Source organism: Citrobacter sp. ANG330 (genome assembly GCF_047467925.1).
Classification (GTDB): Bacteria; Pseudomonadota; Gammaproteobacteria; order Enterobacterales; family Enterobacteriaceae; genus Citrobacter_A; species Citrobacter_A amalonaticus_G.
In genome coordinates, this window is sequence record NZ_JASJUI010000001.1 from 598,132 (window position 1) to 623,504 (window position 25,373).

Here is a 25,373-nt window from a genome sequence, read left to right on the forward strand (position 1 = left end):
ATCCAGTAAGATTATGGCGGGTTGCATCACCCCCTCCTCTCCGGTAACCGGAAGTTGATCGCGTCAACATTCACCACATGGTGGTTTATCCGATCGATGTCGACTGAGCTCTGCCCTTTTTCGTTTACCGCATGCACGTTCGCGAGCGACAGCAGCGTATCCTCTTTCGCCATAAACTTACCGCGCACGTCTTTGCGCAGGTCAAAATGCATTTTCAGCGCCGGCCCCGTTGCCGACTCCTGCATCACCTTGATATTACGCAGAAAAAGATGTTGTGGCTGATTGTGCAACTCCAGCGTCGCCCGCTTCATCTCGATGTTGGTCAGCGCGACAAAAGAGGTGACATTACCGGAGGAAATTTGAATACCGCGTAACTTGTATTCAAGCTGGGTATTATCAAGCGAGATATGATTGAGTTTAAAATTTTGCGGGATGGAGAGATATTTTCCTTTGACCACGCCATAGCCAATGAGCATCCCTGCACTGTTAACCATATCGACATTATCAATCACGAAATTATCACAGCCATAAATGGCAACCGTTGCGTTGTCGATGCCAGCCTTTTTGCTGAAATCCGGGGTGATATTTTTCGCCTTCACATTGCGGATGACAAAATGTTTGCCGTTCTCGACATGCACCAGCTGCCGACAATCTGTGCCGCTAATATTGGCAACCACAAAGTTTTTGACCGTCTGCTTCTCAGGATAACTGTTATCGTACGTACTCCCGGCAAGACCAATCCCAATCCCCCAGTTAATTTTGCCGTTAGTACAGTTTATCCGTTCAATCACATGGTCCGAGATGAGGATATTGCGATCGTTAATGGCGACGTTCCATTCGATAGCATCTCCCTGCAAGTCGCTGAAACGACAGTGGGTGATACGCGCACCGTCAACCTGATTGTGGAATCCCTGGCGCAGAATCGCATAGTTGGCCTGGGTCACGGTGAGATTATCGATGACCAGATTGCGCATCACACGCGGCTTTTTTCCACCGATATAAATCTGCGTGACCGGCCCAAAGCCGCTCATCGCAAGACCCGTAATCGCGCAGCCAGAACCGCGCACATCCAGCGTGATGTTGTGCAGGCTCCCCCCCTTCTCGCCCACAACCTGGCATCCGTCCTGGAGCACAAAGCGACCGCGACCGTTGCCGCTCAGGCGGCCCAGCACGCGCAGCGTTTTTCCCGGTGGGATAAAAATGCCGGTATTGATGTTCTCACACACCAGTCCCGCTGGCACCACCACGGTCTGTCCTTCGCTAAATGCCTGTTTAAATGAAGCAATCCAGTCCTGTGGATTATAATCCTGAATATTGACGGTTCTGGATGACGCCACCGCGCGGGCAAAAGGAGAATGGAGGACAGGCAGCGCCGCAAGCGCAGTGCCTGTCGCAAGGAAGGTTCGTCGGGAAAGCGTCTTCTCTGGCATACACCCTCGGCTTAGATCGTTTGCAGCAGGCTGGCCAACTGACGATTGATCACCTGCTGATTAAAATCATGTTCAACTTTTTCACGCGCGCGCTGGACGACCGGTTCCAGCGTCTGGCGATCGATCTGGCTGAACGAGGCGAGCTGTTGCGCCAGCGCATGGGCGTCGTTTTCCGGCACCAGCCAGCCGGATTTACCCGCCTCTACCAGTTCCGGGATACCGCTATGGACGGTAGAAACAACAGGAATGCCCACCGCCATCGCTTCCATCAACGCGACGGGAATGCCTTCCATGTCGCCATCTGCTCCGGTAATGGACGGCAGCAGAAAAACATCCGCCTTATCCAGCAGCGCTTTCACTTCATGACTGGGCTTAAACCCCGGCATATCAATCACATCATCGAGTTGAAACTGCTCAATTAGCGTGCGCAGTCGCCGTTCCCAGGGACCAATCCCCAGAATGCGATAACGAAACGCCACGCCCTGCTCCTTCAGCTGGCGGCAGGCCTCTATCGCCACATGCAGCCCTTTTTTCTCCGTCAGTCGTGCAACTGAGATAATCTCCAGCGGCGTACCGGGCGCTTTTGCCGGGCGATGGGTAAAGCGCGTCATGTCCACCCCCATGCGCGACACGGCAATTTTCTCGGGCGGACAGCCCATACTTTTCAGGCGTCCAGCCCACAGCTCGCTTATCGGCAGCATCAGATCGCCACGGCGGAACAGTTGCTGATACTCCGGTGTGTAATGGTTGAGCACATTACGACTGGAGATATCTATACCGTGGAAAATCGTCGCAATCTTGCCCTGAATAACGCCCAGCTCGCGCAGTTTCGCCGCCGTCACGCCTGCCGGGCCAAAGTGGGCGATAAACACCTCCGCGCGCAATGGTTTACTCACCTGCGCACAAATCGACGAGAGAATTAGATTGCGTGACTCGTCGCCATAACGGGTGAAATTGAGTGATTTCCAGGTTGCCGCCCGGTGCAATCCCGGCAGCGTTTTACACGCCCGATAGCGCAGCTTTGCCAGCCGTCCCTGCGGTTCGTCCTGTAGCCAGCGCGTTCTGCCTGCCAGCCCATATTTCTCCCATGCCGCGTGGGTATTTTGCGTATCGCCTTTCTGTAGGGCGATAATTTCAACATCAAAGCCCATATCAATAAACGCGGTGATCTGATTGAGGACGAAGGTTTCCGACGACAGCGGAAATTTCAGTAAAAAGAAGCTGACCTTCATGTCCCCTCCCCGATGCGCGTTAATACCGACTCCACCATGCGGTATCCCTGTTCACGCTCGCGGCGAACGGCCTGCGCCAGCCGTTCGTTGACCTGCGGCAACTGACCCAGCGTATCCGCCACCATCGCTTCCAGGCTGCCGTTCAGCAGATGACGGATATCTATTGCCATCTCCGGCATGCCCAGTTGCTGCATGATGCCCGCCGACTTATGCTCGTAGTTAATGGCAATGGCGGGCGTCGCAAAGTTCATCGAGATGATGGCGGAATGCAGGCGCGTGCCCACCGTCAGGTCACACGCACCGAGGATCTTACCCATTTCGAGATCGTTGAGTTCATCCATCACCACATGGTAACGCGACGGGTCGCTGATATGCTGGCGCAGATTCAGCGCCACCATACGGTCATCTTTGTTATAGCTGTCAATGCCAGTACAGGTAGACAGCGCGATAACCTGATAGCCCTCATCCAGAATGCGGTTGACCACACCGGCGAAGGCCTGCTCATAAGCCTGCTGGGTAGTACCCAGACGCGTATCAAACGGCGCCAGTTCTCGCAGGGTAATTGCTACTGTTTTCTGCTGCGCCGCCACACTCAACCAGTGTTGAACGGCATAGCCCGGCGTAAAATCTTCATCGTGATGATCCACCAGCCAGGCCGTATCCACACCGTGCTCCACTTTTTCGGTGGTGATATTGCTACGCTTCATCAGATCCAGGCTCACCGACTCACGCAGGATCAGCGCATCACAATGGCCGAAAACATAATTAGCCAGTTGATTAAACTGCGGATCCTGGAACGGCCCCACGCTGTGACCAATCATGTAGAGCGGTTTTTTCGCCATAAAGGTGCACAGCGCGTGTTCAAACTGCGGTACGCCGTACAGGTCGACAAAGAACGACCCGCCCACCTGAATGATGGCATCATAACCCGCAAGCAGACGCACAAAGTCAGTAAAACCCTGGGCAATCGCGATATTACGCAGCTTGCCGGTATCCGTCACGCGGGAAAGCAGTACCTGGTGCTGGTAACGACGGCGCAGTACTTTTTTTACCCGCCCCACTACGCCCGCCGCGCTGTTGTGCTGTTTCATCTGTAAAAAGAGCGGGTCGCCCATCACCGGACGATTCAAAAGCCAGGACGAACTCACCGGATAGCGGCTCATCACATCCACTTCCGCGTCAGGCTCAAGGCGGTTAATGGCATCCAGCAAGCCGCGTAAAATCGCGCTATCGCCACGGTTGCCGCAGGTATGGTTGCCCAGAATCAATAATTTCATTTCACCCTCTTAAAATCGTTGCCGGATGACGGCTGTTGCCTGATCCGGCCTACAGGTCATTGACTTCGTAAGCCGGATAAGACGTGTGAACGTCGTCATCTGGCAAAACTTATCCTGCACGAAGCAAGGTTTTCATTTTTTCACTGCGACAAAACTGGCGCTTCATCTCTACCACCAGCGGATGGCGTGAGAGCACGATCATCACCGCGAACGCCAGCGCACCGGCGGCAATCTGTGTCGCCAGCAGCACGCCAAGTGACAGATGTCCCTGTAACGCGATACCCAGACCGTAGCTCACCGCCAGCGTCGGCAGTGACAGATAAAACGGCAGCCACAGGCTCAGGATGTACTGGCGGTAGCTGGAACCCAGCACCGGTTTGATCATCACGAAATAGCTCAGAATGGTGTTAATGATCTGCACCAGCAGGAAGCCCAGCGTCACGCCAATTGCCCCGGCCATCTGCCCGCCGACAATAATTGCCGGAATAAAGAGAAACGTTTTGAAGACGTTGAATTTAAAGCTGATATCTACCCGCGCTTTCGCCATGAGCAGCGAACCAATCGGATTGCCGACCGAGCGCAGCAACCCCACCACGCACAGCAGTTGCATCACGGGAATGATGCTGTTCCATTTCTCGCCAAAGACCAGCGGCACAAAATTATTCGAGACCACCATCAGGCCAAGCAGCGCCGGGAAGTTGATAATGCCCACAACGGAAAGCAGCTTGTAAAAGTTCACGCGCAGCTTCTGCGTGTCGTCCTGAATTTTGGCAAACGCCGGAAACAGCACGCGGGTGATGATCGGATTGAGCTTCATCGGCGGCACCACCGCCACGTTGTAGGCGAGGTTGTATCCGCCTGCGACGCCTGCGCCGAGAATGCGTGCCAGTACCAGCGTGGAGAGGTTGGTATTGACGTAGTTGATGATGCTGTCCGCCGTCAGCCATGCGCCAAAGCGCAAATTCGACGAAACGGACGCCAGCGAAAAGTGCAGACCCGGACGGTAGATCTTGCGACCAAAATAGCCAAACAACAGCGTGCGTACCGCGCTGTTGACCAGATAACCGAGAATAGCGGTCATGGCCAGCGGCCAGAAATGGGCGCTGATGACGGTAAAGGTAAAGCCCGCCAGCACCGAACTGGTTTCAATCATCCCAATCTTGTTGAATTCCAGCTCTTTTTGCATCAGCGCGCGAAACTGCTGCCCGTGCGGGATCACCACAAACGCCAGCGAAAGCGTTTTGATAAGCGGCGCCAGGTCCGGGTTATTCAGCACATCGCCAATCTCGTCGCTCAGCAGGAAAACGACCACACACACCACAATCCCCAGCCCCACGTTCAGCCAGTACAGGGTGGTCAACTCAAGATGGCTTATCTCCTTGCGCTGAATAATAGAGTTGGCAATCCCGAAGTCAGAAAGTGTGTCGGCCAGGGCGATAATCACCAGCGACACGGTCAGCAGCCCGAACTGATGGTTATCGATAATGCGGGCCAGCACCGTCATCTGAATCAGCCCCAGGCTGATGATGATCACCGTGGCGACGGCCGACCACTTCGCGCCGCTGATGGTTTTTTCACGTAAGCTCATGATCGTTCCTCAGTACGCCGCTTTGTTAACAAAGCCCTTGAACACGGTCAGAAAAACGATCTTGATGTCGAACCACACGCTCCATTCGCGGATGTACTCCAGATCGTACTCCACGCGTTTTTCCATTTTCTCCAGCGTGTCGGTTTCGCCGCGCCAGCCGTTGATTTGTGCCCAGCCGGTGATCCCTGGCTTGACCTTGTGGCGCAGCATGTAGCCCTCAATCAACTGGCGGTACTGCTCGTTATGCGCCACCGCGTGGGGTCGCGGACCGACGATGGACATTCCGCCGGTCAGCACATTGATAAACTGCGGCAGTTCATCCAGCGAGGTCCGGCGCAGGAAGTTCCCCACGCGGGTGACGCGCGGATCGTTCTGCGTCGCCTGCGTCACCACCTTGTCGTTTTCCATCACCTTCATCGAACGGAACTTCCACACTTTTATCGGCTTACCGTCCATTCCGTAACGGGTCTGGCGGAAAATCACCGGGCCCGGGGAGGTCATTTTGACCGCCAGCGCAATGCAGCATAGCACCGGGGAGATCAACAGCAGGATCAGCGTCGCCAGCACAATATCTTCCGCACGTTTAAGCAGACGATTGATACCCGACAGCGGCGTGTCATACAGCGGCACCACCGGCACGCCACTCACCTCTTCGATGCGTGAATGCAGGATGTTAAAAGTAAAGACGTCCGGAATCAGGATCACGGAACAGGTGGTATCCGCCAGCTCGCGCACCAGTTTCTTCACCTGCGCACCGTCGCACATCGCCATGGCGATGTAGACGTTATGGATGCGTGATGCTTTCGCGTCTTCTACCAGCTGTTCGAGGTTACCCGCCCAGTCAGAGGTGACGCCGCCCGGTTTCGGGTCGTGATAAACGCCAACCACCTCAAAGCCTAACCACGGTTCATTGCGGAAGCTATCAAGTAACGCCTGTCCGGCAGGCAGATCGCCTGCGACGGCCACCCGGCGCGTGTTGTAGCCACGGTTGCGCAGCCATCCTGCGCCGATGCGAATAAACGACCGGCAGAAAACCAGTCCGACGCTGGTCAGCAGATACCACGCCAGCCAGACCGCGAGGCGATTGTCGAAATCCTGATTGAACGCCACCAGACCGGCGCTAAAGACGAGGCTTAGCGTCCAGTTTTGTAACAGGAGCGCCAGCTCAGTGGAAATTTTGACGCCGCGCCATGAGCGATAAAAATCGGTCATGCCGCCCAGCATCTGAAAAACAACCAGCGTGATCAGCGCCACCAACAGGTGCATGTACAGGAAAGGCAGTCCACTCACTTCGCAGACCAGCCACAGCCCGCCAAACATGATGGTGATATCTGAAAAGCGTTGCACCATAGAGATTAACGATGCATTGGTTTTGGCTCGTTCGCGCTTTTTTAGATTTGTCATCGTTGTTCCTGTTATTAGCCCCTTACCCGCCAGCGGGTAAGGGAAGACCTGACCTTACTGATTCAGCAACGTCAGCAGAGTACGCGTTCGCGCTTCCATCAGCGGAATATCACCGCGTGATTCCACGTTCAGGCGTACCACCGGTTCGGTATTGGAGGAGCGCAGATTGAAGCGCCAGTCGACAAACGACATGCTGATGCCGTCGGTCCGATCCACGGCCAGCGCTTCACTGGCGAAATGCTGCTCCACACGCGAAATCGCCGCGGCCGGTTCGTCCAGCTTGCTGTTGATTTCACCGCTCGCCGGGAATGCCGCCATCCGGTCGCGAACCAGTTCGCCAAGCGTCTGCCCTTTCAGACACACCAGTTCCGCCACCAGTAACCACGGGATCATCCCGCTGTCGCAGTAAGCAAAATCGCGGAAATAATGGTGGGCGCTCATCTCGCCGCCGTAGATGGCGTCTTCGTGACGCATCCGCTCCTTAATGAAAGCGTGACCAGTTTTCGACATCACCGGCGTGCCACCCGCCGCGGTCACCACATCCACCGTGTTCCAGGACAGACGCGGGTCGTGAATAATTTTGGCACCGGGGTGTTTTTCGAGAAACGCTTCCGCCAGCAGCCCCACGATGTAGTAGCCTTCGATAAACTGGCCTTTATCGTCGAACAGGAAACAGCGGTCGAAATCGCCGTCAAAGGCAATGCCCATATCCGCGCCGTGTTCAATCACCGCATTACGGGTATCGGCGCGGCACTCCGGCAACAGCGGATTAGGAATGCCGTTCGGGAAGTTGCCGTCCGGGGTGTTGTGCACTTTGATGAACTCAACCGGCACGCCCAGCGCCTGAAAGCGCGCTTCAATAGCGTCCACGACCGGGCCTGCCGCGCCGTTTCCGGAGTTAATCACCAGCTTCAGCGGCGTGAGGTTTTTGACATTGATGTAGCCAAACAGATGGTCGATGTAGGCATCACGCAGGGAGATTTGCTTATAGCTTCCGCGCAGCGCAGGGTTCACCGGCGGAAAATCGTTGGCCTCGGCCAGACGCTGCACGTCGCGCAGACCGGTATCCCCGCTGATGGGACGTGCGCCTTCGCGCACCAGCTTCATGCCGTTGTAGTCCATCGGGTTGTGGCTGGCGGTGACTTCAATCCCGCCGTCAACGCCAAGGTGGAAGGTCGCAAAGTAGATCTCTTCAGTGCCCGACAGGCCGATATCCAGCACATCGACACCCGCATCCTGCAAACCTTTAGCCAGCGCCAGCTTCAGCGCCTCGCTGGTCAGACGCACGTCGCCGCCCAGCACAATGGTTTTCGGCTTCAGAAACTCGCCGTAGGCGCGGCCAATCCGCCACGCAATATCTTCATTCAGTTCTTCGCCCAGCCTGCCGCGAATATCGTAGGCTTTGAAACAGGTTAATTTTGTCATGTTTTTACCCTTCTTCAGGCAACAGTTGTCCCTGACCAGAAAATGGCCAAAAAATGTTTATTTATCGTTGTCGGATGACGCTTCGCTTATCCGACCTACAAAATCACAGGCCCGGTAAGCGCAGTTCCGTAGCTTCGTAGGCCGGATAAGCAACGCGCCATCCGGCAGTCTTCGCCTGATGGCGACGCTACGCGCCTTATCAGGCCTACATGCAACAAAATCGCATGCCCGGGCGCTATAAAGGCGTCACACCCGGCCGTAGCGATCCGCAAACCGCACCACGTCATCCTCTTCAAGATACGAGCCAGAGCGCACTTCAATCAGATCGAGCGGAATTTTTCCTGGGTTTTCCAGACAGTGGGTGGCTCCCAGCGGAATATAGACAGACTCGTTTTCACCGAGCAGTTTGATCTCACCGTCAATGGTGACTTTAGCGGTACCCGCCACCACCACCCAGTGTTCGGCGCGGTGATGGTGCATTTGTACCGACAGCCCTTCACCTGGTTTCACGGTGATGCGTTTGACCTGATAGCGATCACCGGCGTCGATGGAGTCATATTTCCCCCACGGACGGTATACTTCGCGGTGAATGTGGTGCTCATGGCGGCCATCGGCTTTGATTTGTTCAACCACTTTTTTGACGTCCTGCACCGCGTTACGGTCGGCAATCAGCACCGCGTCTTTGGTCTGCACCACCACCAGGTCTTTCACGCCAACGGTGGTCACCAGTCCCGATTCGGCATAAACGTAGCTGTTCTCGGTTTTATGGCTGATCACGTCGCCGTGGTGGACGTTTCCCTCGGGGGTATGCGCGCTGATCTCCCACAGTGAGGACCATGAACCGACATCGCTCCAGCCCGCGTCCATTGGCATCACCACCGCATCCGCCGTGCGCTCCATCACCGCGTAATCGACAGATTCTTCCGGACACGCCAGGAACGATGCTTCATCCACGCGAATGAAATCGAGATCCGGATCGACCGCGCTCATCGCGCTTTCGCAGGCTTCCAGGATATCGGGACGGTATTTTTTCAGTTCTTCCAGATAGCGACCGGCACGGAACAGAAACATCCCGCTGTTCCAGTAATAATCGCCGCTGGCAACGTAGGCCTGCGCCGTTTCCAGATTCGGTTTTTCCACAAACTGCGCAACGTCAAACGCCACGGCATCGTTAACGCCGGGGGTGACATCGCCGCGGCGAATATAGCCGTAGCCGGTTTCCGGTAGATCCGGCACGATCCCAAACGTAACCAGTTTGCCCGCTTCGGCATACGGCATCGCGCTGCGAACCGCGTCGCGGAAAGCGTCTTCGTTGGCAATCACATGGTCCGCCGCCAGCACCAGCATCAGCGGATCGCGGTCCGGGCTATGGCGCAATGTCGCCAGCGCGGCCAGGGCGATGGCGGGGGCGGTATTACGCCCCGCGGGTTCGAGAATAATGTTCTCAGTCAGTTTGTTCAGTTGACGCAACTGCTCAGCGACGATAAAGCGGTGCTGCTCGTTGCAGATCACCACCGGACTTTCACACTCCACGCCATTGAGACGACAAATTGTCGTTTGCAGCATGGTGAGATCGCCTTTCAGGCATAAAAACTGTTTGGGATAGAGTACACGGGAAAGCGGCCATAAGCGGCTACCGGAGCCCCCGGCCATTACAACCGGATAGAGTGTTGTCTGACTCATCATTAATCCCCGAATCCCCTTCATTCTTCAAGTTGCAGGTGTGTTGTCTTTCCTCGTTCACCCCAGGCACTTACTTATGTAAGCTCCTGGGGATTCACTGCGTCACCGCCTTCCTGCAACTCGAATTATTTTGGGGAAATATCATTCATAAATTGACGTAACACGTTCTCTTTATCGAGCGTGCGTTCGGCATATTCACGTGCCACCGTGTTGTTTTTTGGCATTGCAAGCGCCTGGGTGATCCCTGCCACCAGCGCGTCGACCGATTCCGGCTCTACGCAAACGGCAATGCCCGGATAGCTTTCGCAAAGCTGTCCCAGTTCGGTTTCAGGCTCTGCGGTGATCACCGCATTCCCGCCAACCGCCAGAATATTGGTTAACTTGGAAGGCAGAACGGCATCCGCGGCGCCGCGTTTTTGCACCACCAGATGGCAATCGCCCATCTTCAGCAGCGCAGGCAGCGCCTCATACGGTTGTAGCGGGAAGAAGAGAATATTTTGCAGGCCGCGTTCGCGGGCCATTTTCTCCAGACGCGCTTTGCCGCCCCCCTGACCAACAATGGCGAAAATCAGCGGCTGTTCGCGCAACCGTTCCGCCGCCGCAATCACGTTTTCCAGCCCCTGCTTCTCGCCGATGTTGCCAGAGTAAAGAATGATTTTTTTGTCATCCGGCAGACCGAGCTGTTGGCGCAGGCTGATAACCGCGTCGTCGTTAACCTTTTGAAAACGCGCCACTTCCGACCAGTTAGGGAAGAAAATTACCTTCTCTGCTGCCACCCCTTTTTCCTGCGCTTTCTTCATCATTGAGCGGGAGATGGTGGAGACATTGTCGACGTTATGCAGACCGCTGCGTTCAAAAGCGCTCGCCAGCTGCGCCACTTTGCCGGTTTTACCCTTGCCCGCCAGACCGAGACCCAGCATCGCATCGACTTCATAGTCCTGAATGTGTAGCAACGTGCGGGCGCCGGAAAGTTTTGCCAGCAGGCGCATCCCCGGCGTGCAAAACAGCGTGGGCACCACGCCAATAATGCGATCCGGCTTCCAGCGACGCTGCGCCATCAGCGGGAAAAAGCTACTGAGCGCAAAGCTGCCCAGATGCAGTAATCGTTTCAGAGTTGACGGCTGTTTCGGCACATACAGCGGGCAGCGCCAGACGGTTGCATCGCCCTCTTCCCGGCGATAGCCCCAGGCTGAATAGCGCTCGCCTACTTTCCACTGCGGGTAATACGGCGGCGCGGTGATCACCCGTACATCGTGGCCTTCACGCGCCATCCACTCGACCATTTCACCGGTGTATTTACCGATGCCGGTCAATTCCGGTGAGTAGTTGATGCCATAAACGAGGATTTTCATAATCCCGGTGCCTTAGCCTGACGTTCCGGCAAAAAATACGCCCGCGTGTTGTCATGGACGTTGTCGCTCGCCAGCAATGCCGTGGGCGTCAGCCAGCGGTAAGCACCGTGCTGCGCGTCAGGCAGAGGCAAATCACTTTCCTGCACCCGCAGACGAAAACCGAGCACGATGTAATGCGTCGAGAAGTCTTCGCCGGAAAAGTTGTCGTCATAGAAATGTTGCCAGACGCCATAAAATTTCCCGGCGGACAACGGGAGACGTTGTCCCAGTTCGGCTTCGGTCAGGCGTTCGAAGGCCGCGCTCAGCGGTTCATCTTTTTGCACCCGACCACCGGGCACGAACCAGAAACCCTGCGCCGGTCGGTTCAGTCGTTTACCCAGCAGAAATTCCCCCTGCGCGTTTTCCACGATCAAATCGATGGAGACAAGCGGCGCAGAACGCACGACGGTGGCAAGATCCTCCTGACGTAAAAACATGCTTACCCCCGAAATCGATGCTGATTTTCAAGGAACCACTGGTAAGTGCTGGCAAGGCCGGCCTCCAGTGAGATCTCGTGATACCAGCCCAGTTGATGCAGTCGGGTGACATCCAGCAATTTACGTGGCGTGCCGTCCGGTTTGGTGGCGTCAAACACCACTCGGCCCTTATAGCCCACCACCTGCGCGACGGTCTGCGCCAGTTCGCGAATGGTACAATCCACGCCCGTACCAACATTAATGTGCGACAACATCGGCTGGGTGTTCTCCTGCCAGACCTCGCTGTCCAGTTCCATCACGTGGATGCTGGCCGCGGCCATATCATCAACATGCAGGAATTCACGCATCGGCGTCCCGCTCCCCCACACCACCACGTCCGGCGCGTTCTGCGTGGTCGCTTCGTGGAAGCGGCGCAGCAGCGCCGGGATCACGTGCGAATTGCTCGGGTGAAAGTTGTCATGTGGACCATAGAGATTGGTCGGCATCACCGAGCGATAGTCGCGCCCGTACTGGCGGTTGTATGACTCGCACAGTTTGATACCGGCAATCTTGGCAATGGCATACGGCTCGTTGGTCGGTTCCAGCGTGCCCTGCAACAGTTCACTCTCCGCCATCGGCTGTTTCGCCAGCTTCGGGTAAATGCAGGAGGAGCCGAGGAAAAGCAGCTTATTTACGTCATGCAGATGCGCAGCGTGAATGATGTTGCTTTCCATCATCATGTTTTCAAAGATGAAATCGGCCGGATACGTGTTGTTGGCGACAATACCGCCCACCTTCGCCGCCGCCAGATAAACCTGGTCGATGCGCTCGGTGGCAAAGAAATCGTGCACCGCGTTGCTGTCCAGCAGATTCAGCTCATCACGGGTGCGCAATACCAGTTCCACATCACCGCGTTGTTCAAGCTGGCGGGCAATCGCGGAACCCACCATTCCGCGATGACCGGCAATAAAAATGCGTTGTTTGCTCATTCTCAGGACTCCAGCGCGATGGCAACCTCGTAGCCGTGAGACTTCAGCAGAGAGTGTTTCTTCGCCGCTTCCAGATCTTTCGCAACCATTTCACTGACCATCTCCTGCAACGTAATTTCCGGTTTCCAGCCCAGCTTCTCATGGGCTTTGGTCGGGTCACCCAGCAGGGTTTCCACTTCCGCCGGGCGGAAATAGCGCGGGTCAACGGCGACAATCACATCGCCCGGTTTTACGCCCGGTGCGTCATGACCGGTGACAGAAACCACGATCCCTTTTTCATTCACGCCTTCGCCTTCAAAGCGCAGCTTGATCCCAAGTTGTGCGGCGGCCATTTCAACAAACTGGCGCACGGAGTACTGCACGCCGGTGGCGATCACGAAGTCTTCCGGCTGTTCCTGTTGCAGCATCATCCACTGCATTTTGACGTAGTCTTTCGCATGGCCCCAGTCACGCAGGGAATCCATGTTGCCGAGGTACAGGCAAGACTCCAGACCCTGGGCGATGTTGGCAATCGCGCGGGTGATTTTACGGGTGACGAAGGTTTCGCCACGGCGCGGTGATTCATGGTTGAACAGAATGCCGTTACAGGCGTAGATACCATAGGATTCACGGTAGTTGACGGTGATCCAGTAGGCGTACAGTTTGGCGACGGCATACGGCGAGCGCGGGTAGAAAGGGGTGGTCTCTTTCTGCGGGATTTCCTGTACCAGACCGTACAGCTCAGAGGTCGATGCCTGATAGAAGCGGGTTTTCTTTTCCAGACCGAGGAAGCGGATCGCCTCCAGCAGACGCAGCGTTCCCATCGCATCCACATCGGCGGTGTATTCCGGTGATTCGAAGGAAACCGCAACGTGGCTCATCGCGCCCAGGTTGTAGACCTCATCCGGCTGCACTTCCTGGAGGATGCGCGTCAGGTTGGAGGAGTCCGTCAGATCACCGTAGTGCAGATGGAATTTCGGGTTGCTCGCATGCGGATCCTGATAGATATGATCCACGCGCTCGGTATTAAATGAAGAGGCACGACGCTTAATACCGTGAACTTCATAACCTTTTTCCAGCAGAAGTTCTGCCAGGTAAGAACCATCCTGCCCGGTGACACCGGTAATGAGAGCGACTTTAGACATTTTATTACCTCTTATTATCCCCTAAATAGTTCGGGTTGTAGCAAGGCGGCAACGCAGATTATCCAGGAGCTTACTGAAGTAAGTGACTGGGTAAGCGAGGAGCGCCAACACAGCTACAGCCCGAAATATGACGGGGAAACTGGTTACTTTTTAACGCGTTCGCGTGTTACTACTGCGGGATTGCCACGGCAAATCGTGTTTGCCGGTAGCGATTTAAAAACACTGCTACGTGCGCCTACCACGGCGCCATCGCCTATCGTGACGCCTGGCGCCACGAACACATCCGTTGCCAGCCAGCATTTCTCGCCAATCACAATCGGGGTGGCGTTAATATCAAAATGCGCGCTCGCGTAATCATGACTGCCGGTACACAAATAGCTTTTCTGCGAAACCACCGAATGGGCGCCGATCGTAATATCGCCAAGCGTATATAAATTCACGTCATCCCCGACCCAGGCATAATCACCAAGGGTTAATTTCCACGGATAGGTAATTTTCACCGACGGTCGAATCACTACGTTTTTTCCTATTTTTGCGCCAAACAGACGGAGCAAAAAAGCGCGCCAGCGATACAATACCTGTGGCGACCAGGCAAATAATGTTGCCTGTACAGCCCACCACATTTGCACTTTAATTGCATTTCCGCCGCGAAATCCTTTCGGTACGGAGAAACCACGTAAGTCTTGCATCATTAATCCTTATATTTCAGGCTTTGTTATATAAGGCTTTCGTTTTACCCGTCGTACGTAAGCGTAATAGCTTCGATAATTCAGCCCAAAAACCCGGCACGCGTAATATCTGACGCTGTACTTTTTTAGCGTCTTCGCATAATTCCAGATTATTCGTCGTTGACACGCCGCCCATTGAAAATTCAGAGACCAGCCCGTCCAGTTTTTTAAAGTCATAACCTTCTTTATACAGTCTGGCGGCCAGCGCATAATCGGAAGACACTTTGAACTGCAGGTCGTAACGCCATACTTTCAGCGCTGCGACCGGGAAAAATATGGCCTGATGGCTCGCCGGCAGGCTGTGATAAATATACCAACCGGGTTTTGCGCGACGTTGCATTTTTTGACCATTGCCAAAATCAAGCAGCGCGTCGCCGGTAATCATCACGTCTTCTTTTTGCGTCCGAAGCTGGCGAACAAAATGAGCGATATCCGGATGAAAAATATCGCCGGAATTGAGAAACAGCGCGAATTTGCCTTGCGCCATCTCAATGCCTTTGTTCATCGCATCATAGATGCCTTTATCCGGCTCGCTGATGAAGCGTAAGTGATAGTTGCCGCAGAGGTTTTCCAGAAATTCCTGCGTACCATCATTTGAACCGCCATCCACTACGATCCACTCAAAGCTGATGTCGTTCGCCTTCGCCAGATGCGCCAGAGAGGCGTGAGTTTTGACGATGCCGTCCAGATTACGAAACGCGACGGTGATAATGCTGAGCAGCATAGGATTAACCTCATCAAACTTTTGTAATATTCAGCGCTTTGCGCAAAATAAACGGACAAACAATTAAAAACGCGTATTCCGGGCTAAATATTGAACCGGTAAAAAACAATGACACCGGTGTAAAAAGATAAAGCTGCACCCGAAAGTTTTGATTATCGCCAAATGCATTTAATGTCATCTTAACGATTTTCCACATGTACCACAGCGTCATTAACACGGCGAACCAGGAAAAATAAATAATCAGTAGATACAAACCATTGTCTATTGTTTTCCCGACATCCGCACCGTTAAAGATTCCGAATGATGCGACATATTCATAAAGTGAGCCAAATCTGACTACGCCATCAATATGGGTTAAAGAATAACCGACCATCACTAACGGACCGACAATGCGATAATAAGACGAGGACCCTTCTGTTCCTAAATCGCCCAGACGCGTAGAAATATAAGGGAACGCAAATATCACCCCTACTAAAAATACGGCTAATGAGATTATCGCCAGCGGTAGTTTTTTCTTTATCGCGTCCTTATTCAGATACTGAAACGCCCATTCCAGCAGGTAAAACAGGATAAAAGTCATTACCCCTGAAAACGATCCTGATAATATTATCCCTGCCAGAATCATAGCATCGGTTTTAGGCGTTTTGATACCAAACTGTTTGATACTGAGCCAAATTGAGATTAAGGCCAGAGCAAAAAATGCCGGTTCGAAATAGAGCGCGGTGGTTCGCTTGCCGCCAAATTTAATAAAATTCAATACATAGCTATTGCTGTAAATAAGATATTTCGAAATGCTTTCCATCAGGCTGCTACCGCCGGTGAGGATGATTTGCGCCATTTCCGCTGCCGCCAACATCACCACCAGCGCTACCACCAGATAGAAAAAACGCAGGATTTTACGGTAGTTATGCGGCGAGATGGTTTTGAAGCGAATACTCCAGACCATACCGATAATAATCACGATATAGACAAACAGCATCGTCGATGTGACGTACTTGCTGGCGTTGAGCGACTGACCAAACAGATAGTTAAACGCCGTCAGCCCTGCCCCGATACCTAATGCAATCATCAGTTTTTTGATGCTGATGCGCTCAACGAACAGCAACAATAAAACCGGCAGAAAGGTGACGATGGTGATAGGGAAACTTTCGCCCAGTTGGGCAATTTTGACGTTAACCAGCAGGTAAATTAGCGGCAGCAGCAGATAGCTACAGATTCTGATAGAACGAGACATATTCCTCCAGCATCTGTTGACCACTGTATGCCGCGCGGCTGCGCTCGCGAAATTCACTGAGCGACGTACCAAAAACCGTCTGCGCGATGTCAGTTTTATTCATCTGCACCAGTGGCAGCACCTCTTTGGCAGAAAACGTTTTGCCGCCGGATTTGTGCAGAACTTCCTGCGCCGCCTCGCTGTGCGTGGCGATCACCGGTACACCGATAGACAACGCTTCGCATAAGATCAGCGGATAGTTGTCCACGCGGGAGCTGAACACCAGTGCGTCCATCTGGTTAAGCGCGCTCATCAACTTGCGTTTGTCGGTTTCAAAACCGTGATTGACCACGTTCTCTGCGTTAAACGGCGAGAATTTGCCAAAGGTATGCAGTTCGATCTTGTCGCCCAGCGCCATCATGTCACGCACCAGGCGCTGATTGGTTTTACCGTCGTAGCGCAGATCATGGGCGACAATGGCGATTTTCGGTTTACCCTGGGTCTCGTTGACCGGAGACAGCTCCGCTAAAATCGCTTCGGTCGCCACATCGATCCCGTTATTAATAATGCGACAGCGCCCCACCCCGTACAGGCTGTTAAACGCGTCGGCAACGTGCTGGCTCGGCGAAATAAACTGACAGCCCAGCGCCAGCATCTGGCGGAACAGTTGGCGTTTTCCGTCGACCAGCTTATGCGCGCGGTCAACTTTCACCGGCGGATAATTGCTCAGCGTCGGGCATTTCTGGCAGCCTGCTTTCCACCCCTCGCAGCCATCGGTAAAAGCACAGCGTCCGGTAACACTCCAGTGATCGTGCAGCGTCCAGACCAGCGTGACGTCCGGTTTGTGATTTTTCACTTTTTCGCAGAACGCCACTACTTCGGCCAGATTCAGCCAGTAGCTGTGCAGAACGTGAAAATGCAGGACCAACGGGCCCGACGTACGGTTCACGGTCCGATAAAGATTGTTCAGATTGCCAAACAGATCGCGATTAAACAGACGAAACAGCGCGATATTGGCCACTGAGGTCAGACGCGGCGTCTGTTTAATCACGTGTGGATAACGACTATGGCTGACACTTTTCTTTCCGCCCTTGCCGTAGCCGTAGATAAATTGCGAAGCCAGCCCTTTTTGTAGCGCGCGCTGATGCAGATCCAGCGCCACTCCAGCTGCCCCACCTTCCGCCAGTCGCACATTAAATTGCAGAATGTTCATTTAATTACCTTAACCCGGGCCTTCTCGCCCACCACCAGCGCGTTATCCGGGATGCTGTCGAGCACCACGCTGCCTGCGCCAATGGTCACATTGTTACCGATGCGAACATCACCCAGCAGGATCACGTTGGCACCCAGCTCTACGCCGTTGCCTATCACCGGGCAGGCCAGGTTGTCCGCCCCGCGATTGCCGATGGTGACGCCGTGACGAATCGTGAAGTCGTCGCCGGCCACCACGTTTTTATTGATCACCACCGCGTAACCGTGATGAATGGTGAAGCGTCGTCCGATGGTCGCTGCCGCCTGGATTTCATAGCCGAACAGGCATTCGGTTATCAGCCGATACAGCACCAGCACCGGCGCGGCCCACAGATTGTTCAGCACGTTTTTTTTGCGCCAGACGGAGCAGAAATGGGCGACCCGGTAGGCCAGCACCATGCAGCACGGGCGCAGGCTCCCGCTGTTGGCGCGGATATCTTCCAGCATGCTTAACGCCCTCGCAGACCGTCAGCCAGACGTTTGCCGTTACGCAAAGAAAGCAGCGTCAGCAATGTGCGCCAGGTCATCCGTTTGTTGCGGATCTGGTAGAGCGTAAATAGCTGATATTTCTTGCTGGCGCGGTCAAATTTGTCTTTATGCTTGCGATAGAAATGGAAGTAGCCAGAGAATTTCTTTGGCGACGAGGTAATCTGCATTTCGCCATGATTGATGTGCAGGATCTGCGTCGCCTCTTCCACCTTCCACGGCTCGCCGTACTCCACCACCATCCGCAGAAAGATGTCGTAATCCTGCGCGGCTTTCAGTTCGGTATCGAACAGGCTCTCTTTAAAACGCCACGCCCAGGTAAAGACCTGATTACCGATAATGTTGCGCTTATAGAACAGACGGCGCGAGTAAGGGGATTTCGGATACAGCGGCAGGCTCGCCGGCTGAGAATAGACCTCGCCTTCGCAGACATAATCGTTGGCGTACAAAAAGGCGTGAGTCACCAGTTGATGCTTATGGGCGAGGAATACGCTCAGACGGTTTGGCGTCCATTCGTCATCATCATCAATACCCGTGATGTAATGCCCTTTCGCCTGCATGATGGCCTGATTACGCACCGCGCAGGCACCAGAGTTAATTTCATTATGGGTATAGCGCACGCGCGGATCGTTTAGCCCCTCAACAAACTGCTGAAGCTGCTCATAAGAGGAGGAACAATCATCGACGATGATCATTTCCCAATGGGGATAATCCTGGCGCAGCACCGATTTAATCGCCCGAATAGCGAGCTGCTGCCGGTTCCAGGTTGGCATATAAATGGAGATCAGCGGATTTTCTGTTTTCATGCTTTTTTCCCAGGAAGTGATGCCGGAGGGCCAACGTGTAGGCCGGATAAGGCGTTTACGCCGCCATCCGGCAGCGATGCCTGATGACGCAGCGTGTAGGCCGGATAAGGCGTTTACGCCGTCATCCGGCAGCGATGCCTGATGACGCTTTGCTTATCAGGCCTGGTCAATGAGCAGGCCCCTCACGATTTTTTATTTTGTGTCGGACTTGTATTCGTACTCGTAGTACCCGTAATCCTGATACCCGGTGGCGCGACGGAAGATGGAGTTGAGGATTACCCCTTTCACCTGAATGCCATTTTGTTCAAAACGGCTCAGGCTGGTTTCCACTTCTTTCAGGGTGTTAACGGCATAACGGGCGACCATCAACGTCGTGCCTGCATGCCGCCCGACAATCGCGGCGTCGGTGACGGCCAGGATTGGCGGCGTGTCGATCAGCACCAGATCGTAATGGCTGCTCGCCCAGCGAATCAGTTCGCCAAAGCGTTCACTCATCAACAGCTCAGAAGGGTTCGGCGGCACCTGACCGCGCGGTACAAGGTCAAAATTAGGAATGGACGTCGGTTTCGCGCAGGTCGCGATATCCCCTTTCCCGACCAGAATCTCCGAGAGGCCATTCACGTTGTTGGTGCCAAGCAGTTCATGGGTATAGCCTTTACGCATATCGCAGTCGATCAACAGCACGCGCTTGTTGGTCTGGCTGATGACCGCCGCCAGGTTGGCACAGACAAAGGTTTTCCCGATAGACGGACTCACCCCGGTAAGCATCAGCACATTGTTTTGCGCCTGCATCATGGCGAAGTGAAGGCTGGTACGCAGGCTGCGCACGGCTTCGATCGCCAGATCCGTCGGATTACCCACCGCCAGCAACTGGCTCTGCTTGTAACGTTTGACGCCTTTGACGGTTTTGACGCTATCCCGCGCTTTCTGCCATTCCGACAGCGGAATACTGGCGTAAACGCTGATGCCGTTCTCTTCCAGTACCTGCGGGCTCTCGATACCGCGGTTGAGCAGCGAGCGCAACAGCACGCCAACAATGGAGAGCATCAGGCCGAGAATAATGCTACCGAGAATGATCAGCGCTTTCTTCGGCTTTAACACGCCAGGCTGGGCAATGGCCGGGTCAACGATCCGCACGTCACCCACGGTACTGGCTTCGGTGATCTTCAGTTCCTGCTGCTTATTCAACAGTTGCATGTAGACCTGCTGTCCCGACTCCACATCACGCGTCAGGCGCACAATCTCCTGCTGCGTTTTCGGCATCGCCGTCACGCGTCCGTTCAGTTTGGCTTTTTCATCCTCCAGCGCCTTACGTTTTTCCAGCAGCGTACGGTACGCCGGGTGCGCTTTGGTGAAGAGTTTCGAGATTTCCGCTTCTTTAAAGGTCAGCTCGTTGAGCTGGGCGTCGATGTTGACCATCGAGTCCAGCACGGCTTTTGCTTCCAGCGGCAAATCGACGGAGTCTTTATCCTGACGAAACGCATTGAGTTTATTCTCTGCTACGTCCAGATGCTGACGCACTTCCGGCAACTGTTTTGCCAGGAAGGCCAGGCTTTTTGCCGCCTCGGCAGATTTACGCTCAACGTTCTGTTCCAGATAATTTCGGGTAATGCTGTTGAGAATGTCGCGGATCTGATCGCGATCTTCACCGGTGAAGCTCAGGCTGAGCACGCCGGTATCTTTGCCGTTTTCGACGACCGTCAGGTTGTTTTGCAGGTTGTTGATCATCCCCAGCGTGGAGAATTTGGTGACGGTAAATTCCGTGTCCGGGCGAGCATGAATCGCACTGACCACCATCGTGACGCCGTCTTTGCTCAGGGCCTGCCCAACCTGTCCGCGCGCGCTGAAGCCGCCGTCGCTGTTCAGCTCGTAGTCTTTATCACTCAACACCTTGAGGGTGAAGGTCTGTTCGTTCATCCCTTTTGGCAGAGTAAAGGTGGTCACTTTCACTGATTCGTTCTGGCGCCCCATCAGCCGTTCCCAGCCCGCACCAAACAGTGGGAAGGTGTTCTTGCTGACCGAGATATCAAGGTCCAGATCGTCCACCGTTTTGCCTAACACGAGACGAGACTGGATTAGCTGTATTTCCGCCTCTGAGGCAGGCGGTTTGTTGGATAACGCAGAGCCGATATCCTGCACCAGCGAGTTGCCGGTGTTTTGTTCAATCTGCACCAGCGCATCCGCACTGTAGATAGGTGTGGCAAAGAGGGTGTAAATCACCGCGCACAGCGCAAAGACCGCCGTAATGCCCAGCACCCACCAGCGCGCTTCAATGACGGTTCCCACCAGGCGGCCGATATCAATCTCATCGTTGCCCGTTACCGGAGCGGCAGACTGTTTTACTTTTTCTGTCATTATTTTACCTGCTCTGCGTTCAATGCCTGCGCCCACTGGCGGGCAGACCGTTCAAGTAATGAATACACCGCTTCAAACGCCTCGCGGCTTTTGCGATACGGGTCGGGGATTTCGCGCTCATTGTCCCAGTGACCGAAAAGCATGACCTTGCCACGCATCTCAGGCGCCAGTTCGTGCAGAGAGGCGATATGCCTTTTTTCCATCGCCAGGATCAGGTCGTAGTCACGGCACAGTCGCCCGGTGACCTGACGCGCGCAGTGCCCTTCCAGAGAGAGGTCGTGACTTGCCGCCACGCTCACCGCTGAAGCGTCAGCGCCTTTTCCCACCAGCGCCCCCAGACCGGCGGACTCCACCGTTATTTGTGGGTGATACTGTTTGAGCAGGCGTTCTGCCGTCGGGGAACGGCAGATGTTCCCCACGCAAACCACTAATATTTTGTTAAACATGACGATTACCAGTTATGAATGTCGCTGGCCGTATCCGTCATGTAACGGACACCGCTGATGGTCGGCAGCAACTGATTGATCAGACGGTTCCAGCGTGCAACCGGTGCGGTCGTGACATACACCACGTCATACGGTTGCAGACGGAATTCCGTCGCCATGACCAGAGAGGTCGCATCAGACATATCGAGCTGATAAATGTTGGCAATCTTGCCGCCGGGGCCTTTGCCTTTCAGCGGACGGATCACAAAGATGCCGCTGGCGTTGGAGGTGGTCAGATCGATGCCTTCGGCGTTACCCAATGCTTCGGTCAGCGTCATGCCGCTGAAGTCCATTTTGAGGGTGCTCTGTTTTTTCACTTCACCCATCACGAAGACTTTCAGGTCGTCATTGCGCGGTACATAGAGAATATCGCCGGGATAAAGCAGACGGTTCTGGCTGAGATCGCCGTTTTGCATCAGCGCCTGCAGTGAAATGCGTTGTTCTTTACCTTTGTGCGTCAGCACCACGTTGCGCCAGTCAGCCACTTCTGTCAGGCCACCGGCGGCGTTAATGGCGTCCAGCACGGTCAGCGGCACGTTGGTGATCGCCTGCTGGCCGGATTTATTCACCTGCCCGGAGATGTAGGCTTTTTGCGAACGGAAAGCGGCGATATTAACGTCCACCTGCGGGTCAGCGATGTACTTCGCTAAGCGCCCGGTAATATCACTGCGGATTTCTGCCAGGGTTTTGCCGACCACGCTGACCTTGCCGATGTACGGGTAAAACATGGTGCCATCGGGCTGAACCCAGTTACCGGTATCGCTGGAGCTACGGTATTGGCCCGCAGGCGTGGTGAGTTCGGGATGATCCCAGACGGTCACGCTCAGCACATCCCCTGCCCCGACCCGGTACTCATAGCTGGCGAGCTCCTGGTCCAGCGACATATTCGGCTGGGCGACATTCGGGCGCGGACGTAATTGCTCAACCAGTCGCGGTGTCAGTGGATACACATTCACCATCCGGTCGAGATCAAAATCAGCGTCTTGCTGTTTAATCACGTCTTTACCCATCGTAGACATATTGCTGCCCGGAAGTACTGTGCAACCGCTTATCAAGGTTACCGACACCAATAATGGCATCAATTTCATTTTGGATTTCATCATTGATTATTTATCACTTTGGCAGAGTAATTATCCTGTGCAATTTAAATAGCGACTTCGCCGTACACATTTACATTGCAGTTAATTGAAAAGAAATTTAACTGGCATCAGTCCTAAAAAAATTGAATTCATCCGTAAGCTATTGACAGAATAATGCGTATTCGTCACCAGGCGTTCAGGCACGCTACCGCCCCTGGCTTTTTAGCTACCAACGCACTGATTAGATTATCTTTTTGTCAGCCTTGTTATTTCACCCTTTGTCATAACAGAGGAATACTTAAGGCATTCTGGATGTCAGTCATTAATGAAAAGGGATCCAACTTAATATATTTACTCTTCCATCATTAACGCTGGAAGAATTGTTACAGCTAACGTTATAGCAGGCAAGGTAACAAGCCTGCTATTCTCTGTTTTTAAGATTAATATTAAGCGCAATTAACGCCAGTTTTTAGGAATTACTTGATGTTGACAATATCTATTTATTTGACTCACCCTGCGATATTTCCTAAATATATTCTGACGCCGTCAATTATTCCCGCCGGAAACTTTATGGGTATTATGAATACCCTCAGCGACGCGAAAACGGGATAAATCCCTTCCCGACATTGCAATTTCCCTCGACATTATCCATGATCGAAATGTGACAATTGTCATATAACAAAAGGTATTACGTTTACTATGGAATGGATCGCCGATCCGTCAATCTGGGCCGGACTCGTCACGCTGGTGGTGATTGAATTAGTCCTCGGCATTGATAACTTAGTCTTTATTGCCATCCTCGCAGAAAAACTGCCGCCTGCTCAGCGCGACCGTGCGCGTGTCACCGGGCTTATCCTGGCGATGCTGATGCGCCTGCTGTTGCTGGCATCAATCTCATGGCTGGTCACGCTGACCAAACCGCTATTCAGTGTGCACGGGTTGAGCTTCAGCGCCCGCGATTTGATCATGCTGTTTGGTGGCTTCTTCTTGTTGTTTAAAGCCACGATGGAGCTGAACGAACGACTCGAAGGGAAGGACAGCGACAACCCCACCCAGCGCAAAGGGGCGAAATTCTGGGGCGTGGTGGCGCAAATCGTGGTGCTGGACGCCATCTTCTCGCTCGACTCCGTCATCACCGCCGTCGGGATGGTCGATCACCTGGCTGTGATGATGGCGGCCGTGATTATTGCTATCAGCCTGATGCTGTTGGCCAGTAAGTCGCTTACGCGTTTTGTGAACAGCCACCCAACCATTGTCATCCTCTGTCTCAGTTTCCTGCTGATGATCGGTTTCAGCCTGGTGGCAGAAGGTTTCGGCTTTCATATTCCGAAAGGATATCTGTACGCCGCGATTGGCTTCTCGGTGATGATTGAAGCGCTTAACCAGCTGGCTATCTTTAACCGTCGCCGTTTCCTGTCGGCGAATCACACGCTGCGCCAGCGTACGACCGAAGCGGTGATGCGTCTGTTGAGCGGGAAAAAAGAGGACGCGGAGCTGGATGCCGAAACCGCCTCTATGCTGGTCGATCATGACGACAGTCAGATCTTCAACCCGCAGGAGCGCCGGATGATTGAGCGCGTGCTCAACCTCAACCAGCGTACCGTCAGCAGTATTATGACCTCACGCCACGACATTGAGCATATCGATCTCACCGCACCAGAAGAGGAGATCCGTGCGCTGTTGGAGAAAAACCAGCATACGCGCCTGGTGGTGACCGGGGGCCACGATGAAGAAGATCTGCTGGGCGTGGTGCACGTTATCGATCTGCTTCAGCAGTCGCTACGCGGTGAACCGCTCGATCTGCGGGTGCTGATTCGCCAGCCGCTGGTGTTCCCGGAAACGCTGCCACTGCTGCCGGCGCTGGAGCAGTTTCGTAATGCGCGCACGCATTTCGCCTTTGTTGTGGATGAATTTGGTTCGGTGGAAGGGATTGTGACGCTGAGTGACGTCATGGAAACCATCGCCGGTAATCTGCCCAACGAAGTGGAAGAGATCGACGCCCGCCATGACATTCAGAAAAACCCGGACGGATCATGGACTGCCAACGGCCATATGCCGCTGGAAGACCTGGTGCAATATATCCCGCTGCCGCTCGATGACAAACGGGAATACCACACCATTGCGGGTCTGCTGATGGAGTATCTGCAGCGCATTCCTAAAACGGGCGAAGAGGTTCAGGTGGGGGATTTCCTGCTCAAAACGTTACAGGTTGAAAGCCACCGCGTGCAGAAGGTGCAAATCATTCCGCTACACAACGGGGATGAAATGGACTACGAGGTATAACGCT

Annotated in this window: 21 protein-coding genes; 1 reads left to right on the forward strand and 20 read right to left on the reverse strand. The window is 54.1% G+C overall.

The window, feature by feature from the left end; translation table 11 throughout:
- Positions 1-26: 26 nt before the first annotated feature.
- From wcaM to QNN88_RS03195, 20 genes are all read right to left on the reverse strand, one after another.
- Positions 27-1,430, reverse strand: coding sequence for a colanic acid biosynthesis protein WcaM (wcaM, locus tag QNN88_RS03100; protein ID WP_414238914.1), 1,404 nt, complete (start codon positions 1,428-1,430; stop codon positions 27-29).
- Positions 1,431-1,441: 11 nt separating this feature from the next.
- Positions 1,442-2,662 carry a colanic acid biosynthesis glycosyltransferase WcaL gene (gene wcaL, locus QNN88_RS03105; RefSeq protein ID WP_414238915.1) on the reverse strand — a complete coding sequence of 407 codons (1,221 nt, stop codon included), beginning with the start codon at positions 2,660-2,662 and terminating at the stop codon, positions 1,442-1,444.
- Positions 2,659-3,939, reverse strand: a complete 1,281-nt coding sequence (gene wcaK / locus QNN88_RS03110; RefSeq protein WP_414238916.1) for a colanic acid biosynthesis pyruvyl transferase WcaK — start codon at positions 3,937-3,939, stop codon at positions 2,659-2,661. Before wcaK ends, wcaL begins: the two co-directional genes overlap by 4 nt.
- A 109-nt stretch (positions 3,940-4,048) precedes the next feature.
- Positions 4,049-5,527: a colanic acid undecaprenyl disphosphate flippase WzxC gene (gene wzxC / locus QNN88_RS03115; RefSeq protein ID WP_414238917.1), complete on the reverse strand. Its 1,479-nt coding sequence runs from the start codon at positions 5,525-5,527 to the stop codon at positions 4,049-4,051.
- A gap of 9 nt (positions 5,528-5,536) precedes the next feature.
- Positions 5,537-6,931 (reverse strand): undecaprenyl-phosphate glucose phosphotransferase, encoded by a 1,395-nt coding sequence (gene wcaJ, locus QNN88_RS03120; protein WP_196010325.1) that lies wholly within the window; start codon positions 6,929-6,931, stop codon positions 5,537-5,539.
- A gap of 54 nt (positions 6,932-6,985) precedes the next feature.
- Positions 6,986-8,356, reverse strand: a complete 1,371-nt coding sequence (gene cpsG, locus QNN88_RS03125) for a colanic acid biosynthesis phosphomannomutase CpsG (RefSeq protein ID WP_414238918.1) — start codon at positions 8,354-8,356, stop codon at positions 6,986-6,988.
- Positions 8,357-8,602: 246 nt separating this feature from the next.
- Positions 8,603-10,039 (reverse strand): mannose-1-phosphate guanyltransferase, encoded by a 1,437-nt coding sequence (gene cpsB, locus QNN88_RS03130; protein ID WP_414238919.1) that lies wholly within the window; start codon positions 10,037-10,039, stop codon positions 8,603-8,605.
- Between the two features lie 125 nt (positions 10,040-10,164).
- Positions 10,165-11,391, reverse strand: a complete 1,227-nt coding sequence (wcaI, locus tag QNN88_RS03135; RefSeq protein ID WP_414238920.1) for a colanic acid biosynthesis fucosyltransferase WcaI — start codon at positions 11,389-11,391, stop codon at positions 10,165-10,167.
- Entirely contained in the window at positions 11,388-11,867 is a 480-nt protein-coding gene (locus tag QNN88_RS03140; RefSeq protein WP_414238921.1) for a GDP-mannose mannosyl hydrolase, read from the reverse strand. Before QNN88_RS03140 ends, wcaI begins: the two co-directional genes overlap by 4 nt.
- A gap of 2 nt (positions 11,868-11,869) precedes the next feature.
- A complete protein-coding gene (gene fcl / locus QNN88_RS03145; RefSeq protein WP_414238922.1) occupies positions 11,870-12,835 on the reverse strand; it encodes a GDP-L-fucose synthase in 966 nt (321 codons plus the stop codon).
- Between the two features lie 2 nt (positions 12,836-12,837).
- On the reverse strand, positions 12,838-13,959 hold the full coding sequence (gmd, locus tag QNN88_RS03150; RefSeq protein WP_196010330.1) for a GDP-mannose 4,6-dehydratase: 1,122 nt from the start codon (positions 13,957-13,959) through the stop codon (positions 12,838-12,840).
- 143 nt (positions 13,960-14,102) lie between these two features.
- Complete coding sequence (wcaF, locus tag QNN88_RS03155) at positions 14,103-14,648, reverse strand: colanic acid biosynthesis acetyltransferase WcaF (RefSeq protein ID WP_196010387.1); 546 nt, start codon at positions 14,646-14,648, stop codon at positions 14,103-14,105.
- A 16-nt stretch (positions 14,649-14,664) separates the two neighbouring features.
- Complete coding sequence (wcaE, locus tag QNN88_RS03160; protein WP_414238923.1) at positions 14,665-15,411, reverse strand: colanic acid biosynthesis glycosyltransferase WcaE; 747 nt, start codon at positions 15,409-15,411, stop codon at positions 14,665-14,667.
- 13 nt (positions 15,412-15,424) lie between these two features.
- Complete coding sequence (gene wcaD / locus QNN88_RS03165; RefSeq protein ID WP_414238924.1) at positions 15,425-16,645, reverse strand: colanic acid polymerase WcaD; 1,221 nt, start codon at positions 16,643-16,645, stop codon at positions 15,425-15,427.
- A complete protein-coding gene (gene wcaC, locus QNN88_RS03170; protein ID WP_414238925.1) occupies positions 16,620-17,837 on the reverse strand; it encodes a colanic acid biosynthesis glycosyltransferase WcaC in 1,218 nt (405 codons plus the stop codon). The genes wcaD and wcaC overlap by 26 nt, the downstream gene beginning before the upstream one ends.
- Entirely contained in the window at positions 17,834-18,322 is a 489-nt protein-coding gene (gene wcaB / locus QNN88_RS03175; RefSeq protein WP_196010334.1) for a colanic acid biosynthesis acetyltransferase WcaB, read from the reverse strand. The genes wcaC and wcaB overlap by 4 nt, the downstream gene beginning before the upstream one ends.
- A 2-nt stretch (positions 18,323-18,324) precedes the next feature.
- Positions 18,325-19,167, reverse strand: a complete 843-nt coding sequence (gene wcaA / locus QNN88_RS03180) for a colanic acid biosynthesis glycosyltransferase WcaA (RefSeq protein WP_414238926.1) — start codon at positions 19,165-19,167, stop codon at positions 18,325-18,327.
- Between the two features lie 192 nt (positions 19,168-19,359).
- The gene (gene wzc, locus QNN88_RS03185; RefSeq protein WP_414238927.1) at positions 19,360-21,522 is read right to left on the reverse strand and encodes a tyrosine-protein kinase Wzc; all 2,163 of its coding nucleotides are present in this window, start codon (positions 21,520-21,522) and stop codon (positions 19,360-19,362) included.
- On the reverse strand, positions 21,522-21,968 hold the full coding sequence (gene wzb / locus QNN88_RS03190) for a low molecular weight protein-tyrosine-phosphatase Wzb (RefSeq protein ID WP_196010337.1): 447 nt from the start codon (positions 21,966-21,968) through the stop codon (positions 21,522-21,524). Before wzb ends, wzc begins: the two co-directional genes overlap by 1 nt.
- Before the next feature lie 5 nt (positions 21,969-21,973).
- Positions 21,974-23,110, reverse strand: a complete 1,137-nt coding sequence (locus QNN88_RS03195) for a polysaccharide export protein (protein ID WP_196010338.1) — start codon at positions 23,108-23,110, stop codon at positions 21,974-21,976.
- A 675-nt stretch (positions 23,111-23,785) separates the two neighbouring features.
- Here QNN88_RS03195 and QNN88_RS03200 point away from each other — a divergent pair.
- Positions 23,786-25,369 (forward strand): TerC family protein, encoded by a 1,584-nt coding sequence (locus tag QNN88_RS03200; RefSeq protein ID WP_414238928.1) that lies wholly within the window; start codon positions 23,786-23,788, stop codon positions 25,367-25,369.
- Positions 25,370-25,373 lie beyond the last annotated feature (4 nt).